Genomic DNA, 21,926 nt, shown 5'->3' on the forward strand with positions numbered 1-21,926 from the left:
GGGGGCAGCTCTCCATCAGGTGATCGAGATGGGAGCCCGGCCCAGAACCAGCGGCGCTAGATGCCAGCATAGCCAGACGTCTAGCGCCACCAGCGTGGACGCCGTTCGGGACTAGGTCGCCGGGTTGCCTGCCGGCAGCTCCCGGACGCTGCTGTCAGGCCACCGTGCGGCGATCGTGTCGGCGTGGGCCTTGTCGCTCGTGGGATTGCCAATGACCCGTCCGGCCGAAACGACTGTGTATCTCGGTGCGGCCGGAGTGGGCGCGGCCTGCTTGGTGCTGTCGGAGCAATTGCAGCCCATGACGGCCTCCGTGGTGTCGGTGTGAGGGCAGGTTAGATCGTCTTGGCCGTCGGTGTCCTGGCCGTGACGGTGGCCGGAGCCTGCTCCCGGACGGTGCTGCCCGGGTACCGCCGGGCGACGGTGTCGGCCGTCGACTTGATGGGGTGCTCGAACACGACTTTCCCGCCGTCGAGCACGACCTCGAACTTCTTTTTCCGCTGGTTGCAGGCGCAGCCCATCAGGCTTCCCCTCCCGTGGTGGTGGTGGCGTATACGGATGCGGCGAGGCGCTCGACCTCGTCGCGCGGCGTGGTCTGTGTCTGTTCGGCGACGGTCTGCGCGAGGGCGGCGGCCTCCGCGCGGCGGGCGGCGCCTTCCTCCTGGGCGGTGACGATCGCCGCGGCGAGGTCGCCGATGAACGCGCCGTCGGCGAGGAGCGCAGCGGCGACCGTCTCGGCCGGGACGGCGTCCGGACGGTTATCCGGGACGGCGTCCGGACGGTGTCCGCGCTGGTCAACGGCGGTGTCTGCGACTTGTCCCGCGTCGTCCGGGCCGACGTCCGGACGGTCTCCGGATGCCGTCCGGATGGCGGAGGACGCGGCCAGGGCGAGGTTCGACCGCTCGATCACCGCGGCGACGAGCGGCGAGGAGTGACCGGGCACCGGGACGTCGAGGACGGCGCGCAGCTCCCAGCCGCCACCGCGTCGGCCCTTCAAGTGGTACGAGGGCTGACACGCCTTGAAGACGTTCCGGTCCCAGGTGGACAGCCACGGTGCGCCGGCACCGGAGAACCACAGGCCCCCCTTGCTCATGCCGACCGTCACGATCGCGCCGACCGTGCCACTGTTATCGAACTGACAGACGGCGTCGTTGCACTGGGCACCGTCCTTGTCGTGCCCGACGTTCATCGTCATCGCACCGGCCTTGACGCGGCTGCCGTCGTCGAGCTCGAACTCCGTCCGGAGGAAGTGGCTGTAGTCCAGGCCCTCCCTGGCAAGCCGCTCAATGGTGATCTTCTTGCCCGGGTGTCCGGCGTGGGGCACCCCGGCCTGTGCCACCCACCCGTAGACCCGGCCGTTGGCGTAGTGCACTCCGCCGGACCCCGGGGGGAGCTCCTCCGCGGTCGGCTCCACGAACCACGCTGCCGGCATCGGGGGGAGCGACTGCATGGCGTCCCAGGCGGAAGCCTCCAGCTCCTCCATGCCGGTCAGGTCGACGTCGTCGGACGCGGCGATCGTCTCGGTGCCGGTCACGGTCGGCCCGACGTACAGGCCGCGCGACAGGCGGACGACCCTGCCGGCCTTCGCCGCACGCCCCAGGTGTCCGCGTGCGGCCTCCATCCGCATCCCGAGGGCGCGGGCGACGTCGCGGGCCCCGACCGCGACCGGGGAGGTCTTGACGTACGCGACGACGCGCAGGTGGTTCTTCGACGGCCCGGCGGCGGCCCACATGTCGTCGTCGTCGAGGTCCTCCGGCTCACCGGGGTCGTCGGGGTCGACTCCGTCGAGGACGATGCGGGCCTGGTCGTACGCGGGCATGGCGACGAGCGTCGCACCGCGCAGCCGGGCCCGGGTGATCCGCATCAGGAGGTCGCCGCTGCTCTCCCGGTGGACGACCGTCCCGGCGTCGGGGTCGTCTGCGTCTCCGGCGGCGGCGGTGAGCGTCCCGGTCTGGCCGAGCGCGGCGTGGACAGCGGCGGCGGTGACGGTCCCGCCCGGCCCGGTGATGAGCTGCGCGACCCGCGCGGTCCGGGAGAGGGACGCCCCGGACGCGGTCCACTCGGCGGCGGTCGCCATGGTCAGCGACCAGGAGCCGTCATCCAGGCGCATCAGCGATGCTGCCGGCAGCGACGCGAGGAGCAGGATCTCGCCTTCGTCGTCGCCCTCCGCGCTGGTGCGGTCAAGGAACTCGACGCTGACGTCGTCGAGGTCGACGCTGACGCCGAGGGCGGCCTTTTCCTCCAGGAGCATCAGGGCGTCGGCCCCCGCCGGGAGGGACGGGTACAGCACTCCGCCGCCGGTGATGCGGTCGTCCTGGCGGTCAAGGGCGTGGATGCCTCCGGCGAGCTCCGCGCCCTCGTGCCCCATGAGCATCTCGTCGGCGTACTGGAGCGGCCAGGGTCCGGCACCGGCCCAGTACAAGGCGCCCGCGGCGAAGACACGGCCGTCGCCCGTCTCGGTGTTTTCGAAGGCGAGCGCGGTGTTGCCGGGGGTGGACCAGGGGCGGGCGTCCATGCCGGCCGCTGTCCGCTCCTCGGTGGTGTCGCTGTCCATGGGGGCCTCCTGCGGACGGCCACCACGGGCCGTCAACTGTCGGGTTGCTTCTCCGTGTCGGATTTCAGCCGGGCTCGCCGGTCGCGCTGCCGCGCCGCCGCCTTGGCCTTGTACTCCGGCGTCGCGCGGCGCTCTCGGTCGGCCGCCCGGCGCTTCGCCTTGGTCTCGTCGCTGTACTGCCGGTTGCGCAGCTTCTCCGGGTTCTGTTCCGCCCACTTGCGCACGGCCTTCCGCCGGCACTCCAGGCACACCCCCCAGCCCCTGCCCGGTTCGCGGTAGTCGTACGGACGCTGATGGACTGAGCACTCCGTCTGTGTCTGCTCGTCCGTGTGGTGCTCTCCGTGCTCCGTGTGCGGGAGCGGGCTGAGGTGGGTCTCCTCCACGCAGCGGGGCGTGTGGCACGTGTGGTGCACGTCCTCGTTCGGCTCGATCGGCCGCCCGAACTTCACTGCTGCCACCACCCGGGGCGCGGCCACCTGGCGCCCTGTCTTGCCCGTAGGCATCCACACCCACGCCCGACTCTTCGACGGCGTCAGGGCGGACAGGCGACATCCGTTCGGCTGAGGGCTCGCCGTTGCGACGATGCGAGCCGCCAGTTCCGGCAGAACGGGCACCTGGGTTGCGATCCGTGTCATGGCCGCCATGGTCCCACACGTCTGCGCCGCCTACCCAGATGCTCGCCGTCGAGGTGACCGCCGCCCCACCGAGCGGGATATCCGTGTGCTCACCCGCGAACGCCACCCGGATGCGATCGAACGTGAGGGGGCCCAGGCGGGCGTTCAGCTCCTCCAGCGGCCACGCTTCGCCCGTGTAGACCGCGCAGATATGAGCGGCGTGAGGGGTGTGCTGTGAGGGGATGTCCGGCCCGTGGCGGTCCTCCAGGGCGTAGGTAGCGGCGTAGCGGGCGGACTCCAGGGTTGGGGCGTGCTGGGGGCGCTCAGGGTCGTCACCGACCGACCACACCCAGCACGGGGAGTCGCCGTCCGCGTTCCACTGGTTCGCGCCGAACGCCCGCCCGTGCACGACGTCGTCGGCGAGACCGTGTTCCAGGGCGTGGGTGCGGACACCGTCGATCAGCTCTGCCCGCTGCTCCTCCGACCAGTCCGCGCCTTCCCCCAAGTAGTAGAGGGTGAGGTGGAGTTCGCCCGGCGGCTCCGCCCCGGGGACGGAGAGCGCGAGGCGCTCCGCGTCGGCGTCGGTGGGCATCAGGGCGATCATCGCCCCGGTATGGGCGGCTGCGGCGGTCACCGATTCAGGGGTCGTCACACGGCTCTCCCTTGCATCTGAAAATCCTGACGGCGGGCGCTCCTGCGGATCGGAGGCGGCGGACCGGTCGGCGGTGGCCAATGCCAGGCGGCACCGGCACTGACAGACCTGCGCCGGGGGCGCGGTCGGGTCGCCCGGGGCGGACATCTGCACCCCGCCCACCGTGAACGGCTCATCGAGGAGCTGGAGCTGTCCGTTCACACGGGCGTGGTCGGCCCGGACCCGGCTGTCGTTGCGGGTCAGCCACTGCTTGACGAGCGGCCGGTCCGGCCCGGTGAGCGCCTGCCCGGCCGCGAGGGTGCCGGTGTTCCATGCCCGGGTCGCCTCCGTCTGGGAGACGTTGCTCTCCCGGCCGGGGCCCAGCTGTGCCCCCTCGCGGGTGAACGCGTCACGGAGGCGGGTCCGGAGCTGCTCGATGTCCTCACCGGCGTCCAGGCCCGTTGCAAGCTCCTGGCGGGCCACCTCAGCGAGCCGGTCGCCGACCGCGTTGAGGAGGTGCTCGGTCGTCTCGACGTACTCCCCGATGGTGGGCGGGAGGTCCCTGCCGGCCTCGTACCGGCCGGGCAGGTCCTCGAATCCGTCGGGGAGCTCCGCGCCGACGTCCTCCGCCGCCGCTTCGGCTGCGGTCTCGGCGTTCCCCAGCAGCCGGGACACGAGCCCCGACACGCGGCTGCCCCACATCCGGGCGATCCGGCCGACGGAGAACCGCGCGGCGACCAGCTCAGTCGCACCGTCGACGGCCGCGGCGAACTCGTCGGCGACCTGGTCCAGCGCCGCGGCGACGGCCTCCGTGAACGTCTCTTCGGCCTGGTCGAACTGGGCGTCGCGGTCAGCCACGGGGGATCCTTCGCATGGGGAGCGGGTGGTCCGGGTCGTCGCAGACCTCGCACCACGTCCAGGTCCCGACGTGCGAGACGCCTTCGGGGGCCAGGAGCAGCAGGTCGGTCGTGATGCGGGTCTCCGCCTTGCACTCCGGGCACCAGCCGGGCCGCACCGGGCCGTGCTGCAGGACAAGGTCCGTCCACGGAGGGCGCACCGCCGCCGGGGCCGGGGCGGGGCGCTGCTCGCGGGGGGTGGTCATGCCGGCGCTCCGACGCAGGACGCGACGACCTTCTCCACGAGCGCGTACTCGTGGTCGATGCCTGCGGCGATGAGGGCCCGGGTGTAGTCGTCGAGGGTCGCGGTCAGGCAGTCCGGGTCGAGGCCGTACCGTCCGGCGATCTCCGGGGTGCGGGACCAGGCGTCATCGAGGAGCCGCCGCTGCTCGACCTGGGCGGCGTCGACGGGGAGCAGGGTGTGGAGGCGGGCGGGGTCGGTGCTGGTCCACTGGGAGCGCTGTGAGCGCGGGCAGGCCGGGGAGTTCAGCAGCCGCTTTCCGGCGGTGGTGAGGGCCGCCCAGATCAGGCCGTCGGCTGCGGCGAGGAGTCCCTCCCCCAGCGCCACGGCGGTCACGGCCGCGGCGGTCGCGGAGGGCTGGGCGTCGGGGGTCTGCTCCGGTTCGCTGTTCGTCTCGTCTGCCGGCAGGTCGTCGCCTTCCGGGGTGTCGTCCTCGTCGGCGGCGGCTTCCTCCCCGGTGGGGGCGTCGGACTCGTCGAACCCGGTCTCGCGGCGCAGCGCCTTCGCGGAGATCCCTCCGGCCTCGAACACCTTGAGCGCGGTCTCGCTGCGGTTGGTGCGGACGCGGAGGCCGCTGCTGTCGTACCAGACCAGCCACTCGTCGGCGTCGGGGTCGTCCTCGTCTTCGAGGATCGGGCGGAGCCACTGGGTGGTGAGGGCGTGGCAGACGGTCGCACCGCGCGGCTCGACGCCCAGACGGATGGCCTCCTGGGACAGGGCCCAGACGCCCCAGTGGTTGATGCCGCCCATCCCGAGGAGGATCTCCGCGGGGACGTCGAGGCCGTTGGCGAAGCGCCGGATCGCCTCGTCGCGGAGTTTCAGCGCGAGCTCGTCAAAGTCGGATTCGAAGGTGAGGCGCTTGATGTCCCCGATCGCCTCTGCCGGCACCTCCAGGATGATCGGCACCGTCGCCGCTGCTGACTCCGGGTCCTTGTACGCGGTCGCAGCGACGGTCATCAGGACGTCGATCAAGTCGTCCTCGCCGTCGCCGTCCACGGGGGTGCCGGGGAAACGGGTCCCCTTGGGGACAAGGAGGATGCCCCGGCCGGTAAGACGTGAGCGGGCGATGGCGGCCACCGCGGCGTTAAGGAGCTGGAGCTCCTCCAAGAGCTGGATGGACGCGCGGACCGGACTGTCCGCCTCGATCTGTCGGGCGGGGTGCGACTCCCATACGCGGATCGCGACCGGCGCGGAATCGTCGGGGTTCTCCTCGTCGTAGGGCGGGATCTCGACCTCAGCGCCGTCGATCTCCGCGGTCATCTTGGCGCCCCGGGTCGTGACTTCCTTGACGGACAGGACGTGCCAGCTCTCCCCGACGATCACGCGCTCCTTGACGGTCGGCCGGATGACGATCCACGCCTCACCGGGAACGAGGAGATGGGGGCCGAAGTCGGCGAGGAGCTGCGCCTGGCCGTCGGGGCCTCCGGCGATTCCTGCGACCAGCTCGGCGGCGCGGTGGCCGGGCGGGGCCGGTTCGATCGTGCCGTCTTCGCCGCGGCGTCCGGCGAAGAGGGTGAGCCCGGACATGGCGTTGGCCAGCCAGTTCGCGGCGAAGCGCACTTCGGGGGTGGAGTCGTACATCTCCCAGGCGCGCGTCTGCCACCCCTGGTCGACGGTGGCCTCCCTGCCACGGATGCGGCGGGTGACGTACCGGGAGGCGGCGGCGGTGAGCGTGCGGGGGGCCATCAGTGGCCGTCCGTGCGGGAGTCGTCCCACCGGTTGAGGAGGACGGCGCCACCGGCGACGGCGAACCACTCGATGCCGTGGACCAAGAGGGGGGCGCTATGCCAGCTGTCGGTCGCGAGGAGCCAGGCGAGGAGGAACCCGCCGGACACCCACCAGCCGGTGCAGTAGACGCAGGAGATCAGCGTCACCACGGCGGTGCGCAGGGTGGAGTCGAGGCGCTTTTCGTGCCAGCCGATGAGCCGGTCACGGAGGGGGTCGAGGAGCGAGTCGTGGACGAGGAGCTGGGTTCCTCGGTAGCCGGCAGCGGCGAGGAGGACGAGAACGGCGAGGCTGATCATGGTGTGTCCCCCGGGAGTGGAGATCATCCGCTGGTGGTCAGCGGAGCATGATAGGCCACTCCCGGGGGGTGTCCCCGTGGACGTTGATGCAGGTCAACGCCCGTTTTAGATCAAAGAATCGGTGTCGAAGAGGACCGGGTCACCGCCCTCCGGGACGGCCGGGGCGTCGTCGGCGGTGGTCTCGTCGAGCTCCAACTGCCGGCCGAACTGGGGCATGTCGACGATCTCCAGGGAGCCGAGACAGGACATGAGGGCGTTGCCCGGTTCGCGGGCCTGACCGGGGGCGTCGTGGCGCCACATGCGGCCCTTGGACGTGCGACCGGCGACCGGGCCGGCAGCCGTCGGACGGCCGCAGCGCTCACAGGGAAGGCGCGGGAGCTTCATCACCGCACCAGTGTGGCCGACCGGTCACACGCTGTGTCCCCGATTGCTAACGTCGCCCCGTGGACCCAGACGACATCCCGATGAAGTTCATCCCGGTCAAGGTGCTCCTGGTGGAGGCGGTCGGGCCCGACGGCACCGTTCAGGGCCAGTCGGTTACGGCGTCGCGCTCCTGGCCCGAGGAAGCACTCGCCATGACGGAGGAGTCGCTCATGGCCCTGGTTCGGCAGCGCTACCCCGGGGCGGTCGAGTACCGCTCGTGGGGCTGGAAGGACACTGAGATCCAGGTTCCGGAGGATGAGGAGCCGACGGGGCCGGACGCCGCAGGACAGCCGCAGGGCTCGTAGCGAAGGCGCCCATTCCCTGCCACAGCAACGCACCGGCCACCGGCGCGCGCACGATTTGCGTGCGCCCCCCGGCCCTCTGGTAACTTCCGCGTACTGGTTTTGGGCCAGCCGGGCTTGGTATGGGCCCAATTGAAACCCCCGTCTTCGTAGCTGTCGGCGGGGGTTTCGCATGTCTGCTGGGCGGGGCCGGGACGGGTCTATGCTGCTCGGCCGGGGGGCCGGTGGTCGGCTTGACGCCAACGCCCATGGGAAGCGCCGAGAGTGATTCGTCCTCGGTGACCACCGGCCCCCCGATCCTCACGGGCTTCTGCTAGCGGCTGTTGGTGATCAACAGGGACACAGTCCCCTTCGGGATGTCGGCCACTTTGACGGTGAAACTCTCAGCCGCCGCCTCGGCATCCAGCTCAGGCCCCCCGAGCGAGATCGCGACCATGCGGCTGCCGTCAGCGTGCGGCCACCCCACTTCCTCGAAGTAGTCCTCTGCCTCGGCAATGACTGCGGTGTCCTCGGCGGATGGCGGGGATTCCAACCTTGCGTAGAGACCCTGGTGCGGGGGCTGAGTGGCTTCGGCGTGCGCTGCGACCAGGCGCACCCACCGGCCTCCGTCGTCCGGCGGGGGCAGGAGCGCGTAGAGCGTTGTGGTCATCATGGGGCTCCCAGCGGTGATGGGGCGTGTGGGTGCGGCGGTCAGGTCGCGGGCGTGGGCCGGGCGGGCGTTCCCGCTCGTGGCGGCCCGGGTGTATGACCGGCTGCGCTTATGCTGCTCGGCCGGGGGGCCGGTGGCCCGGCTTGACGCCAGTGCCCATGGGAAGCGCCGAGGTCGATCCGCACTCGGCGGCTGCCGGCCCCCCGCCCCTCACCGCGGTGGGCGCCCGGTCAGAAAAAGTTGCCGTTCTCCCTGGCCGCCATGTCCGGCGGCTCCGCGAAGTAAGCCTCATCCTCGGCGTTGAGCCGTGCGCAGATGCAGCGCGGGCGTCCCCCGAACCCTGCGGGCTGGGCCTCCCTGCACTCCGGCATACAGTCCTCGTCCGGCATGGCCCAGGTCGGGCCGGTGTCCTCGTACGTCATCAGGGCTGCTCCTCTGCTCGCTTGCGCCCCTGGTGCGGGGCACGTCTTCCTGTGTACCGGAGGCCGGGGCCGGGGGTGGCGTTAACGCCTCATTCCGTGACGGGTGGGGCGGTGTTGCCCGCGGCGAGGGTGTAGGCGTCGAGGGCCTCCTCGCGGTCCTCGTCCCATGCGAGGAGGGGGCGCTCCAGCTTGAGCGAGGTGGAGGGGTGGGCGGCGAGCAGGGCGACGGTGGCGGCTGCTACGTCAGCGGGTGCCGGCACGACCTCGGTGCACAGGGTGTGCCCCAAGGAGGGCTTGCGCTTGTTGCCCTGGTCGTAGACCACGAGGTCCCAGCCGTCCCGCTCGTCCCATTCCGCCCAGACCATGCGGTCGGGGTAGGCGTCGGCCGTCCTGGTGGCGTCGATGTGGGCGTGAGCGAACCGGAGCGGGTCGCCGTCATCGAACACGTCGTCGAGGAAGTCGACGTCGACGATGGGGATTCCGGCCGCGGTGAGGGCTGCGGCGACCGCGTTGACGTACGCGCGGTGCGAGTCGTTCATGGGCATTTCGAGAACCATGGGGGTGCTCCCACGATTTCACCTCTCGCCCGGCCCAAGACCAGCAGCGTGGAGGTGCGCCGGAGAACCGGCGTTTCAGATCACGGTAGCAGAGGCAGAAGCCACCGCGGTGCTGTGGCGAGGTAGTTCAGTGCCTCGTCGGGGGTGATGCCGAAGCGGTCCGCCGTGGCGAGCAGCCGGGCGTTGCCGACCAGCTTGCGGACCTCCGCCCGGTCGAGCTGCCACTCGATCTCGGCGAGGGAGACGTGGGGGACGGTGTACTGCCGGTGGGGTGGGATAAGGGCGCTCACGTGGTCACCTCTCGCGTGTCAGGGCCGGGGAGTGTATGCCGGCAGCCGGAGGGCGGGCGGTCACCGGGCCCGGCCTCCGCTGCTCCCGATCGTGCGCCCGTAGCGGGACGCTGCGGCGCTGCTGCCCGGTGTCGACCTGGCCGGGGAGAGGACCGTCGACGAGGCGAGGAGCTCGGCGTACAGCCCCATCACGACGGCGTCCCCGCGGTCCGGGGAGCGCCCGATCCGCTTGACCAGGTCCTCCTTCGGCTCGATCTGGATCTTCGGGGGAACACCTGACGTCACGGTCCACGTGGGGGCGGTCAGGTCGGCGAGCAGCAGGTCATCCGGCGGGAGCATCAGCGTCGCGCCGAACGCCGGGTCCAGGAGCTCCCGGGTGTGCCAGTAGGCGGCTGACCGGGTGTTGTTGAAGCCCCATTCGCCGTCCCTGGTCCGCATCTTCGTCTTGGCGGCCCCGGTGTACGCGAGGACGGGTTCGCCGAGTTCGCGGAGCCGGTCGACGACACCGCCGCCGACACCCATGGAGTCGACGACGGGCACCATGCCCGGCCGGAGAAGGACAGCGGCCTGGACGCGGGCGGTGGTCTGCATGGTGTCTTCGCGGTCGTGGGTCTCCAGCTCCGTGAACGCCAGGCCGGTCCGGTAGGCGAGGACGGTGGAGTCTCCCCCGGCCCGTGCGACGTCGACACCGCAGACCTCCCGGCCGTCGAGTGCCGGCCGCCCGGCCTGGTCCCAGAGGTGCCAGCGTTCGACGGCAGCCTCGACCCAGGACAGGGGGATGACGCTGTCCTCGTCGGAGGCGTGGAACTCCCCCAGCACACGGTTGGCGTAAATGGCGGAGTCGCGGCCCCACTGAACGGCGCGCTGCTCCGCCCACTCCGGGGAGATCCGGCCAGCCGCAATGGCCTCGGCGAGGGTGACGTGCCGTACGTGCCAGTCCTCGAACCCCCGCTTCCGACTGTGGATGTCGTAGAACCGCCCTGACGGGGGCCCAGGCGTCGAAATGGCCAGGGCGAACGCTTCGGGTAGCCCCTCGGTCTGCCCGCCGGAGAAGGCGCCTTCAATGGCGTCCCAGGTGCCATCAGGGACGACCTTCGCCTCGTCGATCAGATACAGCAGGCTGTCGGCGTGCGCCCCCTCGATCATCTCCGGCTTGGTCGACGCCACGGCGGACGCGGCCCCGAACCGCAGCTTGACGCTGTGGTCGAGGAGCTCCGCGTTCTCCCGGAACGGCAACCGACCCAGGAGGTCCCAGCGGATCCGCTTGGACCACTTGTGGATCTCCGGGAAGAGGTAGACGGACAAATGCCTCCAGGCGGAGGCGGTGACCAGGACCTTCCAGTCGATGCCGGCAGCGTCCCGGGTCGTCGCGAACCACAGCACGGTGAGCGCCGCCATGCCTGTCTTGCCGAGACCGTGCGGCCCTCGGATCGCTAGACGCCGCTTCTTCGGCAGCAGGTCGAGGGCGTCAGCCTGGTACGGGGTGAGGCCCTGGCCGCCCCTCCAGTCGATGATGTCCCGCGCCCAGCCCGCCGGGTCGTACATGTACTTCGTCGCCCGCTGGGCGGCGGCCTGTGTCCTGCGGGAGGCCACCCGGTCGCGGACCGCGCGGAGCGTCGCGACGTCGCCCGCGCGGACGAGGGCGAGGACCTGGCGCTCGATCTCCTTGACGCTGAGCGGCTCGCCGTCCTCGCCGAGCACGACGGCCCCGATGCCCCGGCCCCCGCCCGGGGCGCCGGTCACGGTGATGCCCCGTGCGCGACGTCGTCGCCCGCAGCGTCCGCGAGGACAGCGAGGATCTCGTCGCCGAGCTGCTGCGCCTGGATGTTGATCTTCTTGGGGGCGGCGAGGTCGAGGAGCCGTTCCCTGCCGGCCATGCACTTGAGCACGATTTCGGATGCCTTGGTGTCGCCCTTGACGGCCTTGCCCCAGTGGGCGGCCTGGAGCCGGTTGTACCGGAGGACTTCGCGGGTCCGGATGGTGTCGATGTCCTCATGGCCCCGGGCGATGCTCTCCTCGATGGCCCGGTCGACGGCCTTCTGTGCTGCTGCGCCGTCGGCGTACCCGACCTGTTTCGCGATGGTGCGGTAGTCGACGCCCGCCAGGTGGAGCTGGAGGGCTTGGATGCGCCGCTCGACGGCGGACATGCGCTGTTTTGGCGAGGCTCCCATGGGTCTCTCCTGGTCGTCCGGGGGGCTCTGTGTGTCCAGGTTTCGGTTTCAACCATGGGGGCGTGGCTGTGACCTGGAGGTTTGTGGGGGCGTCGTGCGGGGGCGGTCAGGGTGGAGGTGGGGGGTTGTAGGTGACGGTGTAGGTCTGTGGGGGTGTGGGGGTAGCCCTGGGGGTGGGTGACGGGGTGTGGGGTGGGTGCTAGGTGAGGGTGCAGGCGTCGGATGGGGGCTGTTCGTCGGCGAGGAAGATCGTCTGCGCCATCATCTTGTAGCCGGTCATGCGCTCGCGGAACGTCTCGATGGACTCCTCGGGGTGGACGGAGTCGATGACGGCGTGGGGGCCGTGGGCGTTGAACTGGTGGGAGACGCCGCGCGGGACCTGCATGTCGGCCCAGGAGTTCGGGGGGACGATCAGGTTGTAGCGGGTGCGGTGGTGTCCGGCGGGGACGTCGGGGTGGTCGTCGGTGAAGCGGTCGGGGAGGAAGGTCGTGACTCCGTCGACGTCGGTGACGCGGATCGGGGCGAGGCTGCTGACGCGGATGCGGGTGTCCGGGCCGGTCATCATGCGGACGAAGCGGAGCCCGGTGTGCAGGTGCATCCGGGAGCAGATGTCGCGGTCGGTGACGTCGTAGAAGTCCATGAGGTACCTGTCCGCTTCGTACCCGCTGTACGGGGCGGCGAGCATGTAGACGTCGCCTTCCTCGAAGGTCTGCGCCCGGGTGATCCCGTCGCCGTCGGGGGTCGTGGCGGCCGGGGAGCGGTGGGCGGTCTGGACGAGGTGGCGGAGGGCGTCGGTGACAGCGAGGGCGATCTCTGCGGGGAACTGTGCGACGGGGGTGACGTGACAGTTCCCGGGGTCGCGGAAGGCGAGGACGTCGTGGACCTCGTTCTCGTCGTCGGGGGTGACCTTCATCGTGGTCGCGGTGGCCGGCATGGTCGTGCTCCTGGTCGTCGTCGTGGCGTGAAGGTGGTCGGGGTGGGCGTGCCGGCGGTCAGCCGACGGTCCAGCCCTGGTTGAAGGTGTCGGGGGCGTGGCGGGTGAGCATGTTGCCCCGGTCGGCGAGGCGGTCGACTTCCTCGGGGTCCATCTCCAGGCGGGCGCTGATGTCCTCCGGGGTGAGTCCCATGCCGAGGAGGTCGGCGACGATCTCGGCCATGCCGAGGACGTGGTGGGTACCGCGGGCCCGGTTGTGGCGGACGGTCGCCATGCGGGCGGTCGCCGCGTCCGTCGGGGGCAGGACAACGACGGGGACGAGCCCGGCGGAGAGCGCGGCGACCTCCTTGTCCGCGGCGATCGTCCAGCGGTGGTAGCCGTCGACGACCTCGTACGTGCCGTCGCTCTGGTCGCGGGCGACGATCGGCTGTGTCCACCCGTTCTCGAGAATCGACGTCTTGAGGAGCCGGTGCTCCGGCGGGGCCTGCTTGTTGGGGTTCCAGCTGTTCGCGGTGAGGAGCTCGCGGGGCATCCAGCGGACGGCGCTGATGGGCTGCTGGTCCGCGCCGACGGGGGCGCGGAACGGGGCGTTGGCGGATGAGGTGGTGGTGGTCATGGGGTGGGCTCCTTGTACTCGTCGGGGACGATCGCGTACGGATCGGTCGGGAGGGGGCGGGGGTGGCCGAGCTCAGCCGGGGCCGTGCCGGTGGCGACGGCTTCGGACAGCTCGGCCGTGTAGCGGCGCCAGAGATGCGTGAGCGGGTGGTGAGAGATCTGCTCCGACTCCTGCCGGCGCTGCTTGAGATCACCGCGCATGGCGATGGTCAGGAGGAACGTCCAGGAGAGGCCGGTCACCGGGTGCGGGGCCTTCGGGAGGATCGGGTGAGTCGTCTTGCTGTAGTGGCGGGTGATGACCTCCGTGATGCGCGCGGCGACCTTCCTCGCGGACCCGTCGCTGTGCTTGGCGATGTAGTGGGCGATGAAGTCGGGCCAGGTCCGGCCGTCGGGCTTCGTCGGCTTCTTGCTGTAGCCGTAGAGCTCCGTGCGGGCGTACCGGTGTGCGGCACCGATGCCGGGGACACGTTCGGACATGCCGGCCCAGACGTCGGGGAAGCACTGGGCGTAGACGTGGATCTTCTGGAGAGGCTCCTCGCCGAAGGCCGGTGAGCAGCGCTGCATGGACGGGCTGATGCCGGCCATCTCCATCAGGTCATAGGCCCGGTTGTAGTCCCAGCCGTGGATCCGGGCGGCGGCCCAGACGTCCTCTGTCCGCCAGTCGTACACCGGGTACGCCTTCCACACGTTGCCGTGGCTGACCGCCCCGGCCTGCCAGTCGACCGACTTGACCTTGTACCTGACGATGTAGTTGTCGACCGGCCGGAGGCGTACGGCGTGGGCGCGGATGAGGGACTCCTGTGCCCGGATGCCCATGAGCGTCGCGAGGGTGTGCGGGGGCGGTGCGAGGAGCCCGTTCGTGTTGGGGATGGTCAGCCGCCCCTCCGGCGGCCACGTCGGGAAGCCGCGGAGAGTCGTGATCGCCTCGGGCGGAAGGGGGCGGCACCACTTCGCCTTGTCCTCCGGCGCCCAGGGCCACCAGTACGGGGAGCGGCGGGAGCAGGCGTTGCGGTGCTGCACGGGAAGGCAGTACCACTCAAGGGCGACGTCGTCGCGCTGCGCGACGCGGCGTACGTAGTCCTCGGTCTCCTGCGGGATCGCCTCCTCGTCGAAGAACACGACCCTGAGCGGGAGGTGGCGGCGCAGCGACGGTTCCCGGTTGAGCACGTCGAGGGCGACGTTCAGTACGGCCGTGCTGTCCTTCCCGCCGGAAAACGCGACGAACGCCCGGTCGTGGGTGTCGAGGACGTACGCGGTCCGCTCGCACGCCAGGGTGTAGACGTCGCTGCCGGCAGCGAGGCGCGGCCGGTTGTGCTTCGCCGTGTAGCCGCGGACGTGCGCGCCTTCCAGCGACGTCCCTTCGGGGAGCCAGCCCGCGCGGGGGCCCGTCACCGGCTGGGCTCCCGGTACTCGCCGGGGACGATCGCGTACGCGTCCGTCGGGAGGGGGCGCGGGTGGCCGAGTTCGGGGCCGGTGCCGTCGGCGAGGATCTGCGCGAGCTCGGCGGTGTAGGTCGTCCAGTGGTCGGCGGTGTCCGCGCGCATCAGCTGGTTGGACTCCTGCCGGCGCTCCTTGAAATCACCGCGCATGGCGAGGGTCAGGAGGAACGACCAGTTGAGGCCGGTCGCGGGGTGCGGGGAGCGCGGGAGGATCGGGTTCGACGTCTTGCGGTAGTGGCGGGCCATGACGTCCGAGATGCGTCCGGCGACCTTCGGCTGCACGTGCTCGCCGTGCTTGCGGACGTAGTGGGCGATGAACTCCGGCCAGGTCTGCCCTGGGGGCTTCGGGGGCTTCCCGCCGTACCCGTACAGCTCGGTGCGGGCGTACCGGTAGGCGGCGCCGATCCCGGGGACGCGTTCGGCCATCCGCCCCCACACGTCGGGGAAGCACTGGGCGTACATGTGGATCTTCTGGAGGGGCTCCTCGCCGAAGGCCGGTGAGCAGCGCTGTCCGGAGGGGCCGATGCCGGCCATCTCCATCAGGTCGTACGCCTTGTTGTAGTCCCAGCCGAACATGCGGGTCGCGGCCCACACGTCCTCTGTCCGCCAGTCGTACACCGGGTACGCCTTCCAGAGGTTGCCGCCGTTGACCGCGGCGGTCTGCCGGTTCTTGCTGATGTCGTACTTCACGATGTAGTTGTCGACGGACCGGAGGCGGACCGCGTGGGCGCGGATAAGGGACTCCTGCGCCCGGATGCCCATGAGGCACGCCGTGGTGTGCGGCGGTGGCGCCAACAGGCCGTTGATGTTCGGGATGCTGAGCCGCTCCTCCGGGGGCCAGACGGGGAAGCCCGGCAGCGCCGTGATCGCCTCCGGCGGGAGGGGGCGGCACCACTTGGCCTCGTCCTCCGGCGCCCAGGGCCACCAGTGCGGTGAGCGGCGCGAGCAGGCGTTGCGGTGCTGGACGGGCAGGCAGTACCACTCAAGGGCGACGTCGTCGCGCTCGCCGACGCGGCGTACGTAGTCCTCGGTCTCCTGCGGGATGGCCTCTTCGTCGAAGAACACGACCCTGAGCGGGAGGTGCCGGCGGAGGGCGGGCGTCTCGTTCAGGACGTGCAGCGCGACGTTGTAGATCGCGGTGGAGTCCTTCCCACCGGAGAAGGACACGAACGCCCGGTCGTGGGTGTCGAGGACGTACTCCATCCGCTCGCACGCCATCGTGAACACGTCGCTGCCGGCAGCGAGGCGCGGCCGGTTCTGCTTGGGCTGGTAGCCGTTCTTGTAGACGTCGAGGCGCGCGCCCTCCGGGAGCCAGCCGCCGGGGGTGGTGTCGGTCATGAGGGGCCTTCCTGGGGCGTCTCGGCAGGGGCGAGGGCGTACGGGTCGGCGGGGAGCGGCCGGGGGTGGCCGAGCTCGGCCGGGGCGGTGCCGTCGGCGAGGACCTGGGCGAGCTCGGCGGTGTACTTCCGCCAGTACGTGGGGGCGTCGCCGTCCATGAGCTGCTTCACCTCCTGGCGGCGGTGCTTGAAGTCGCCGCGCATCGCGAGGACGAGGAGGTACTTCCAGTTGAGGCCGGTGACCGGGTGCGGGGAGCGGGGCAGGATCGGGTCGGTCGTCATCCGGTAGTGGCGGACGAGGGCTTCGCTGATCCGGCGGGCGATGGTCTGCTGTTCCTTCTGGCCGTGCAGGGCCAGGTAGTGGGTCAGGAACTCCGGCCAGGGCATACCCGTGGGCTTCTCGGGCTTCTTCGCGCCGAGCCCGTACAGCTCGGTGCGGGCGTACCGGGCCGCCGCGCCGACGCCGGGCACCCGTTCGCTCATGCCGGCCCAGACGTCGGGGAAGCACTGGGCGTAGACGTGCAGCTTCTGCAGGGGCTCCTCGCCGAAGGCGGGTGAGCAGCGCTGTGCGGCCGGGGTGACGCCCGCCATCTCCATCAGGTCATAGGCCCGGTTGTAGTCCCAGCCGTGGACGCGTGCGGCGGCCCAGACGTCTTCGGTCCGCCAGTCGTAGATCGGGTATGCCTTCCAGAGGTTGCCGTGGTCGACGGCGGCAGCCTGCCGGTCGCGTCCGTGGCTGTGGCGGACGAGGTAGTTGTCGACGGTGCGGCGGCGGACGGCGAGCGCGCGGATGCGGGACTCCTGGGCGCGGATGCCCATGAGCGTGACGGTGGTGTGCGGGGGCGGGGCGAGGAGCCCGTTCACGTTGGGGATGGTCAGCCGCTCCTCTGCCGGCCAGACGGGGAAGCCGGGCAGCGTTGTCCGCGCCTCCGCGGGGAGGGGGCGGCACCATTTCGCCTCGTCCTCCGGGGCCCAGGGCCACCAGTACGGGGAGCGGCGGGAGCAGGCGTTGCGGTGCTGCACGGGGAGGCACATCCATTCCCCTGCGACGTCGGGGCGGGCGAAGACGCGGCGGACGTACTCCTCGGTCTCCCGGGGGATGGCCTCCTCGTCGAAGAAGACGACCCTGAGCGGGAGGTGCCGCTGTAGGCGGGGCTCCCGGTTGGCGACCTCCAGGGCGACGTTCAGGACGGCCGTACTGTCCTTCCCGCCGGAGAACGCGATGAGGGCCCGGTCGTGGTGCTCCAGGACGTACGCGGTGCGCTCGCAGGCCAGGGTGTAGACGTCGCTGCCGGCAGCGAGGCGGGGCAGGCTGAGCTTCGCGGTGTAGCCGCGGACGTGCTCGGCGTCGATGGGCGTCCCCTGGGGGAGCCAGCCACCTGAGAGCCAGTCGGTCATGGGCCTTCCTCGTGGATGGTGTCCGGTCGGGTCGGGGAAGCGTCGGGGGATGGCGCCCGTCAGGTGTTGCGGCGGAGCCAGTCGGCGGCCGCGGGCAGGTCGGGGGCCGCCTGCTGCAGGAGGGCGGGGTCGATCGCGTACGTCTCGGCGAAGGAGGCGTCACGGTCGCCGATCCTCCGGCCGGGCCAGGAGCCGGTGCCGGTCTTCCAGCCGTTCGGGAAGCCGTACACGGGGGGCAGGGGACGCCGGTTGTAGTGGATGACGGCGAGGACGAGTTCGTGCGACCAGGCGCGGATCGGGCAGTACGAGGCGAGGCGGTTGGTCTGGTGGATGCCGTACTCGGTGGCGGGGATGCTGTTGCCGTCGGCGGTCCGGCGTCCGTAGATCTGGAGCCGGGGCCGGTGCTGCTCCTGGTAGAGGTGCTGTGCCCACCGGGTGCCGACCATGGTCCAGCGGTAGCCGTCGGTGCTGTTCGTGGGGAAGAGGTAGCGGTCGTTCTGCGGTCGGGCGAGCCAGGCCGGGGTGATCGCCGTGTTCCCCAGGTGGGTGAGGCCGTCGGGCTGGTGGTCGTTGACCCAGTCCATGTAGGCGGTGAACTCCAGGTGCGGGAGCGTGCCGAGAAGGGCGCGGCGGACGCCGGCACGCTCCATCACGACCTGGAGGGCCAGCGAGTCCTTGCCGCCGGACCAGCCGTATACGGCACCGCCGGTGTTGCCGTCGAGGACGAGGCGGGTCTCGGCGGCTGCCTCGTCGACGGCGCGCGCCGCTTCCTCCTCGGTGACGTAGTCGGTGATCGACTCCCATACGCGCTGGACGTCGTCGTTGCTGTACGCGGACTTGGCCTTGAGGACTCGTCGCATGTCAGGCCCCGGTCAGCCAGGCGTCGAGGCGGCGGCGCGCTTCGGTGTCGCTGTCCTGCGCGACGGGCCGCGGCGGGGCCTTGAACAGCCAGGCGCTCGCCCACTCATCGGCGCTCGGGTCCTTGCGGTCCAGGGCGACCTTCGCGATGCGCACGGCGTCGATGACGATGCCGGCCGAGTTGGGGCTGTCGGGGACGGTGAGCTGCATCTCCAGCTCGATGGGCGCTCCGGCGAAGCCGCGGCCCTCGCAGCGGATGAAGGCCTTCTTCGTGTCGCCGAGGAAGGCGACAAAGTCGGACGGGCCGATGTGGACGTTGCCGGGGGCGAGGTCTCCGGCGTACGCGTCGGTGACGGCGGACGACTTGGACACGCGCTTCGTCGCGAGGCGGTCGGCTTCCAGCATGTTGTAGAAGTCCATGTTGCCGCCGACGTTCAGCTGGTACGTGCGGTCGAGGGTGATGCCCCGGTCGGAGAAGGCGCGGGCGAGGATCCGGTGGACGTACGTCGCGCCGAGCTGGCTCTTGATGTCGTCGCCGATGAGCGGGAGCCCGGCGGCCCGGAAGCGCCCGCGCCACTCCTCGTCGCGGGCGATGAAGACGGGGATGTTGTTGACGAAGGCGCAGCCGGTGTCGAGGGCCATCTGTGCCCACCACTCCGTGGCCTTCTGGGAGCCGACGGGGAGGTAGTTGACGAGGACCTGCACACCGGTCTCGTGGATGATCTCGCGGACGCGGGCGGCTTCCTCTTCGGGGAGGTCGTCGACGTCGTCGACGGTGATCCGCTCGCGGTACTTGGTGCCTGCTCCGTCGAGGGCGGGGGCGCGGTGGACGGTGACCCCGTCGGCGATGGGCTTGAGGCCGTCCTGCGGGATACCGACGTCGAGGTTCTGCCCGGCGGTGCGGGCGTCCCAGAGCTGCCGGCCGACCTTGTCGGTGTCGACGTCCCACGCGGCGACGGGGACGACGTCGGCCGGGGTGTATCCGGCGATCTCCGGGTGGGAGAGACCGGTCGTGTCCTCGGGGTGGGCGGTGTAGTGGCTGATGCCTTCGAGGAGGGCGCGGGCGCAGTTGCCGACGCCGATGATGCCGATGCGGATCGGGTGGTTCACAGGATCGTCTCCATGATCATTTCGAGGGTGTTGCAGATGAGGTCGGTCTCCTCGTCGGTCCAGGTCCAGGGCGGGCACGTCTCGGTGCCCAGGCAGACCGTGGTGCGGGCGAGGTCGTGCGCGACGGGCACGCCGAGGGAGTCGGGGCGGCGCGGGGAGAACATCGGGTGGTCGGGGAGGGGGATGCGGCCCCACGGGTGGTACGGGATGCCGGCGGCTGCGAGGCCCGCGGTGAAGCGCTCGACGGTGCGGGCGGGGTGGCCGGGGAGCCCGGTGCGGATCTTGTGGAAGGCGGGTTCCGTGCCGGCCGGGGACTGCTGGTACCAGAGCCCTGTGTCGGCGAGCGTCTGCTGGACGCGCTTCCCGACGGTGCGGGCGCGGGCGGCGGTGTCGGGCAGCCGGTAGCGGAGCTCCTCCGCGGCGATGGCCATGGACAGTTCGGAGGGCCGCCAGTTGTGCCCGGGGCGGGTGATCAGGGCGTTCGCGCGTACGCCTCCGGGGTCGGCCCCGTAGTCGCGGAGCTGCCGGAGGTCGTCGGCCAGGCCCTGATTGTCGGTGGTGACGGCCCCGCCGTCGGGGGCGCTGACCAGCTTCGTCGCCGAGAACGACCAGCAGTGCGTTCCGGTCGCTCCGATGTGGCGGCCGTCGACGAGCGTGCCGAGGGACTGGCAGGCGTCGGTGACGACCTGGTCGCGGGGCAGGGTGTGGGGCACGCCGTGCAGGTCGGGGGTCAGGATCAGGGCGTTGGGTGCGGCCAGCGGGTCGGCGCTGTTCCCGGTGTCCGGGTCGACGTCGTGGTACAGCAGCCGGGCACCGATGTGCGAGGCACCGGTGAGCGTGCCGGCGAAGCCGAAGGCAGGCGTATGGAGCGGGGTGTCGCGCTGGGCGTGCTCGGCGAGGAGCACGGCGTGGATCGCGGCGGTGCAGGACTGGAACGCCACGGCGTACGGGGCGCCGGTCAGCGCCTTCATGGCCTCTTCGGCGTCGTTGGTGTACCGGCCGCTGGTCCAGGTCCCGGAGTACAGAGCCATCGCCACGGCGTGGTTGGCGTCGGTCGAGGGCGGCGGGGGCCACCGGCGCGTGCGGAGGCGGGACAGGTCGGCCGTGGGGGCGCTCATGCTGCCTCGCTGGTCGTCTTGAGGTGGGCGGCGCAGATGGCGGTGAGGGCGAGGGCGGCGGTCTCGTGACCGGCCGCTGCCTGCTCGGCCTTGATCGCGGCGCGGACGGTGTCGCGCTGGTCGAGGGTGAACACCCATTGCAGCGGGACCATCTGGACGGGCGGCGGGAGCTCGATGCCCTCCCCCGGGTGGGCGCGGGCACCGGGGCCGTCGTACGCGGTCGGGCCGGTGTGGACGCCCGGGGAGTGCGGGATCGGGTCCGGGGTGTCCGCCGTGGTGGTGGGCTGGGCGCCTTCTGTGCCGGTCTGGGGTAGTGACGGGGGCGGTCCGGTCTGCGGGGGCCCGGCCGGGACGTCGGAGGCGGAGAAGGGATTCAGGGCGGGCGCGGCCGGGGCGGCCGGGGTCGGGTCCATGAAGGAGGCGAGGAACTGCGCGGACTGCTCGCCGAGTGCGCCGGTGGACTTGAGGAGGTCGTCGAGGTCGTCGTCCGTGTACGCGGTGCCGTCGAGGTCGTCCAGGCCGGAGAGGATCGCGGCGAGCGCGGCGTCATCGTAGGAGCCGAGTGCCGCGCTGCGGTTGTCGACGAGGTTGATGCGCTTGGCGGTGTCGTCGTCGCAGTCGATGACCTCGCAGCGGGCGGTCAGCTTCCACTTGGGGTCGTTGCCGCAGATGCCGCAGGGGCGGGTCTCGGTGCCGGCGGTGACGAGCTTCCCGCAGTCGCCCTTGCCGTGGAGTCGGAAGGCGTCCGCGGTGTGGTTGCCCGCGAGGGTCGTGAACGGGCCCTTCTGCGTGGACGTCTCACGGATGACCAGTGATCGGTACTGCCCGTTTCGGCGGAGGCTGTCGAGGATCACGTCGACGTCGCCGACCTTCGGGTTGCCCGGGTACGGCTGGAGCTGGGTGAGGGGGAGCTCGACGATACGGACGTGCGTGGCTTGGGTCATGGGCGTATCCCCTGGTGGGCGGCTGACGGAGCGGAGAAGGATAAGCCCAACGGAGGGGGTGGGTCCGGGTACGCGGAAGGGCCTACCGGGCGGCTGCCGGCAGGCCCTTCGCGTGCTGTGCGGTGTCGGCCGCGGGGTCAACTACCTGGGGTTGTCCGGGAGATACGTGATGGTGACGCGCTTGCGTCGGGCGCCGAGGTAGACGGGCGTCCATAGACCGATCGTGCACACGATCATGGTCCAGTGGAAGCAGGCCAGGAGGCATCCCATCTTCTGGCGTTGCTTGATCTTCGGCACGGTAGGGGCCTTCTGCTCGTCGCGGGGTGGGCGGGCGAAGGCTCTCACCCGGGCGGGGAGCTGGGGGCTGGAACGGGCCGCGGTCCACCGGGGAGTGTGATCACT

The 21,926-nt window shown here is 71.1% G+C and carries 23 protein-coding genes; 1 reads left to right on the plus strand and 22 read right to left on the minus strand.

All coding sequences use genetic code 11. The annotated features are described in order from the left end of the window. Nucleotides 1-332: 332 nt before the first annotated feature. From ACH4RG_RS23050 to ACH4RG_RS23075, 6 genes are all read right to left on the minus strand, one after another. Nucleotides 333-518, minus strand: coding sequence for a hypothetical protein (locus ACH4RG_RS23050; RefSeq protein WP_398540100.1), 186 nt, complete (start codon nucleotides 516-518; stop codon nucleotides 333-335). Next, nucleotides 518-4,654, minus strand: coding sequence for a phage minor head protein (locus tag ACH4RG_RS23055; RefSeq protein ID WP_398540101.1), 4,137 nt, complete (start codon nucleotides 4,652-4,654; stop codon nucleotides 518-520). Before ACH4RG_RS23055 ends, ACH4RG_RS23050 begins: the two co-directional genes overlap by 1 nt. Continuing rightward, nucleotides 4,647-4,898 (minus strand): hypothetical protein, encoded by a 252-nt coding sequence (locus ACH4RG_RS23060; RefSeq protein ID WP_398540102.1) that lies wholly within the window; start codon nucleotides 4,896-4,898, stop codon nucleotides 4,647-4,649. Before ACH4RG_RS23060 ends, ACH4RG_RS23055 begins: the two co-directional genes overlap by 8 nt. Continuing rightward, the gene (locus ACH4RG_RS23065; protein ID WP_398540103.1) at nucleotides 4,895-6,619 is read right to left on the minus strand and encodes a hypothetical protein; all 1,725 of its coding nucleotides are present in this window, start codon (nucleotides 6,617-6,619) and stop codon (nucleotides 4,895-4,897) included. Before ACH4RG_RS23065 ends, ACH4RG_RS23060 begins: the two co-directional genes overlap by 4 nt. Continuing rightward, complete coding sequence (locus ACH4RG_RS23070; protein WP_398540104.1) at nucleotides 6,619-6,957, minus strand: DUF1360 domain-containing protein; 339 nt, start codon at nucleotides 6,955-6,957, stop codon at nucleotides 6,619-6,621. The genes ACH4RG_RS23065 and ACH4RG_RS23070 overlap by 1 nt, the downstream gene beginning before the upstream one ends. Before the next feature lie 105 nt (nucleotides 6,958-7,062). Then, nucleotides 7,063-7,344: a hypothetical protein gene (locus ACH4RG_RS23075; RefSeq protein WP_398540105.1), complete on the minus strand. Its 282-nt coding sequence runs from the start codon at nucleotides 7,342-7,344 to the stop codon at nucleotides 7,063-7,065. A 56-nt stretch (nucleotides 7,345-7,400) separates the two neighbouring features. Here ACH4RG_RS23075 and ACH4RG_RS23080 point away from each other — a divergent pair, with 56 nt between their 5' ends. Continuing rightward, a complete protein-coding gene (locus ACH4RG_RS23080) occupies nucleotides 7,401-7,685 on the plus strand; it encodes a hypothetical protein (RefSeq protein WP_398540106.1) in 285 nt (94 codons plus the stop codon). A gap of 310 nt (nucleotides 7,686-7,995) precedes the next feature. On the opposite strand, the gene ACH4RG_RS23085 is transcribed toward ACH4RG_RS23080, so the two are convergent. From ACH4RG_RS23085 to ACH4RG_RS23160, 16 genes are all read right to left on the minus strand, one after another. Continuing rightward, nucleotides 7,996-8,334: a hypothetical protein gene (locus ACH4RG_RS23085; RefSeq protein ID WP_398540107.1), complete on the minus strand. Its 339-nt coding sequence runs from the start codon at nucleotides 8,332-8,334 to the stop codon at nucleotides 7,996-7,998. A gap of 227 nt (nucleotides 8,335-8,561) precedes the next feature. Then, the gene (locus ACH4RG_RS23090; protein WP_398540108.1) at nucleotides 8,562-8,753 is read right to left on the minus strand and encodes a hypothetical protein; all 192 of its coding nucleotides are present in this window, start codon (nucleotides 8,751-8,753) and stop codon (nucleotides 8,562-8,564) included. 89 nt (nucleotides 8,754-8,842) lie between these two features. Further along, nucleotides 8,843-9,298, minus strand: coding sequence for a DUF6292 family protein (locus ACH4RG_RS23095; RefSeq protein WP_398540109.1), 456 nt, complete (start codon nucleotides 9,296-9,298; stop codon nucleotides 8,843-8,845). A gap of 92 nt (nucleotides 9,299-9,390) precedes the next feature. After that, nucleotides 9,391-9,600, minus strand: coding sequence for a hypothetical protein (locus tag ACH4RG_RS23100; RefSeq protein ID WP_398540110.1), 210 nt, complete (start codon nucleotides 9,598-9,600; stop codon nucleotides 9,391-9,393). Between the two features lie 60 nt (nucleotides 9,601-9,660). Beyond that, entirely contained in the window at nucleotides 9,661-11,343 is a 1,683-nt protein-coding gene (locus tag ACH4RG_RS23105) for a hypothetical protein (RefSeq protein WP_398540111.1), read from the minus strand. After that, nucleotides 11,340-11,771: a hypothetical protein gene (locus tag ACH4RG_RS23110; protein ID WP_398540112.1), complete on the minus strand. Its 432-nt coding sequence runs from the start codon at nucleotides 11,769-11,771 to the stop codon at nucleotides 11,340-11,342. Before ACH4RG_RS23110 ends, ACH4RG_RS23105 begins: the two co-directional genes overlap by 4 nt. A gap of 199 nt (nucleotides 11,772-11,970) precedes the next feature. Continuing rightward, nucleotides 11,971-12,705: a hypothetical protein gene (locus tag ACH4RG_RS23115; protein ID WP_398540113.1), complete on the minus strand. Its 735-nt coding sequence runs from the start codon at nucleotides 12,703-12,705 to the stop codon at nucleotides 11,971-11,973. 58 nt (nucleotides 12,706-12,763) lie between these two features. Further along, the gene (locus tag ACH4RG_RS23120; protein ID WP_398540114.1) at nucleotides 12,764-13,321 is read right to left on the minus strand and encodes a ParB N-terminal domain-containing protein; all 558 of its coding nucleotides are present in this window, start codon (nucleotides 13,319-13,321) and stop codon (nucleotides 12,764-12,766) included. Next, complete coding sequence (locus tag ACH4RG_RS23125) at nucleotides 13,318-14,712, minus strand: phosphoadenosine phosphosulfate reductase family protein (protein WP_398540115.1); 1,395 nt, start codon at nucleotides 14,710-14,712, stop codon at nucleotides 13,318-13,320. The genes ACH4RG_RS23120 and ACH4RG_RS23125 overlap by 4 nt, the downstream gene beginning before the upstream one ends. After that, nucleotides 14,709-16,097, minus strand: coding sequence for a phosphoadenosine phosphosulfate reductase family protein (locus ACH4RG_RS23130; protein WP_398540116.1), 1,389 nt, complete (start codon nucleotides 16,095-16,097; stop codon nucleotides 14,709-14,711). The genes ACH4RG_RS23125 and ACH4RG_RS23130 overlap by 4 nt, the downstream gene beginning before the upstream one ends. Then, nucleotides 16,094-17,494, minus strand: a complete 1,401-nt coding sequence (locus tag ACH4RG_RS23135; protein WP_398540117.1) for a DUF3440 domain-containing protein — start codon at nucleotides 17,492-17,494, stop codon at nucleotides 16,094-16,096. The genes ACH4RG_RS23130 and ACH4RG_RS23135 overlap by 4 nt, the downstream gene beginning before the upstream one ends. A gap of 59 nt (nucleotides 17,495-17,553) precedes the next feature. Continuing rightward, entirely contained in the window at nucleotides 17,554-18,354 is an 801-nt protein-coding gene (locus tag ACH4RG_RS23140) for a hypothetical protein (protein WP_398540118.1), read from the minus strand. A gap of 1 nt (nucleotide 18,355) precedes the next feature. After that, nucleotides 18,356-19,462 (minus strand): inositol-3-phosphate synthase, encoded by a 1,107-nt coding sequence (locus tag ACH4RG_RS23145; RefSeq protein WP_398540119.1) that lies wholly within the window; start codon nucleotides 19,460-19,462, stop codon nucleotides 18,356-18,358. Then, complete coding sequence (locus tag ACH4RG_RS23150) at nucleotides 19,459-20,580, minus strand: DegT/DnrJ/EryC1/StrS family aminotransferase (RefSeq protein WP_398540120.1); 1,122 nt, start codon at nucleotides 20,578-20,580, stop codon at nucleotides 19,459-19,461. The genes ACH4RG_RS23145 and ACH4RG_RS23150 overlap by 4 nt, the downstream gene beginning before the upstream one ends. Further along, a complete protein-coding gene (locus ACH4RG_RS23155; RefSeq protein ID WP_398540121.1) occupies nucleotides 20,577-21,524 on the minus strand; it encodes a hypothetical protein in 948 nt (315 codons plus the stop codon). The genes ACH4RG_RS23150 and ACH4RG_RS23155 overlap by 4 nt, the downstream gene beginning before the upstream one ends. Before the next feature lie 141 nt (nucleotides 21,525-21,665). Beyond that, on the minus strand, nucleotides 21,666-21,821 hold the full coding sequence (locus ACH4RG_RS23160; RefSeq protein ID WP_398540122.1) for a hypothetical protein: 156 nt from the start codon (nucleotides 21,819-21,821) through the stop codon (nucleotides 21,666-21,668). Between the last annotated feature and the right edge of the window lie 105 nt (nucleotides 21,822-21,926).

This window comes from Streptomyces sp. NPDC021019, from assembly GCF_044333295.1.
Classification (GTDB): domain Bacteria; phylum Actinomycetota; class Actinomycetes; order Streptomycetales; family Streptomycetaceae; genus Streptomyces.

Excerpts from the sequence above, each read along its gene's own strand:
- ACH4RG_RS23050 (WP_398540100.1), bottom strand. The coding sequence starts at position 518 with ATGGGCTGCGCCTGCAACCAGCGGAAAAAGAAGTTCGAGGTCGTGCTC.
- ACH4RG_RS23085 (WP_398540107.1), bottom strand. The coding sequence starts at position 8,334 with ATGATGACCACAACGCTCTACGCGCTCCTGCCCCCGCCGGACGACGGA.
- ACH4RG_RS23120 (WP_398540114.1), bottom strand. The coding sequence starts at position 13,321 with ATGACCACCACCACCTCATCCGCCAACGCCCCGTTCCGCGCCCCCGTC.
- ACH4RG_RS23070 (WP_398540104.1), bottom strand. The coding sequence starts at position 6,957 with ATGATCAGCCTCGCCGTTCTCGTCCTCCTCGCCGCTGCCGGCTACCGA.
- ACH4RG_RS23090 (WP_398540108.1), bottom strand. The coding sequence starts at position 8,753 with ATGACGTACGAGGACACCGGCCCGACCTGGGCCATGCCGGACGAGGAC.
- ACH4RG_RS23115 (WP_398540113.1), bottom strand. The coding sequence starts at position 12,705 with ATGCCGGCCACCGCGACCACGATGAAGGTCACCCCCGACGACGAGAAC.
- ACH4RG_RS23065 (WP_398540103.1), bottom strand. The coding sequence starts at position 6,619 with ATGGCCCCCCGCACGCTCACCGCCGCCGCCTCCCGGTACGTCACCCGC.
- ACH4RG_RS23150 (WP_398540120.1), bottom strand. The coding sequence starts at position 20,580 with ATGAGCGCCCCCACGGCCGACCTGTCCCGCCTCCGCACGCGCCGGTGG.
- ACH4RG_RS23095 (WP_398540109.1), bottom strand. The coding sequence starts at position 9,298 with ATGCCCATGAACGACTCGCACCGCGCGTACGTCAACGCGGTCGCCGCA.
- ACH4RG_RS23110 (WP_398540112.1), bottom strand. The coding sequence starts at position 11,771 with ATGGGAGCCTCGCCAAAACAGCGCATGTCCGCCGTCGAGCGGCGCATC.
- ACH4RG_RS23135 (WP_398540117.1), bottom strand. The coding sequence starts at position 17,494 with ATGACCGACTGGCTCTCAGGTGGCTGGCTCCCCCAGGGGACGCCCATC.
- ACH4RG_RS23130 (WP_398540116.1), bottom strand. The coding sequence starts at position 16,097 with ATGACCGACACCACCCCCGGCGGCTGGCTCCCGGAGGGCGCGCGCCTC.
- ACH4RG_RS23140 (WP_398540118.1), bottom strand. The coding sequence starts at position 18,354 with ATGCGACGAGTCCTCAAGGCCAAGTCCGCGTACAGCAACGACGACGTC.
- ACH4RG_RS23155 (WP_398540121.1), bottom strand. The coding sequence starts at position 21,524 with ATGACCCAAGCCACGCACGTCCGTATCGTCGAGCTCCCCCTCACCCAG.
- ACH4RG_RS23060 (WP_398540102.1), bottom strand. The coding sequence starts at position 4,898 with ATGACCACCCCCCGCGAGCAGCGCCCCGCCCCGGCCCCGGCGGCGGTG.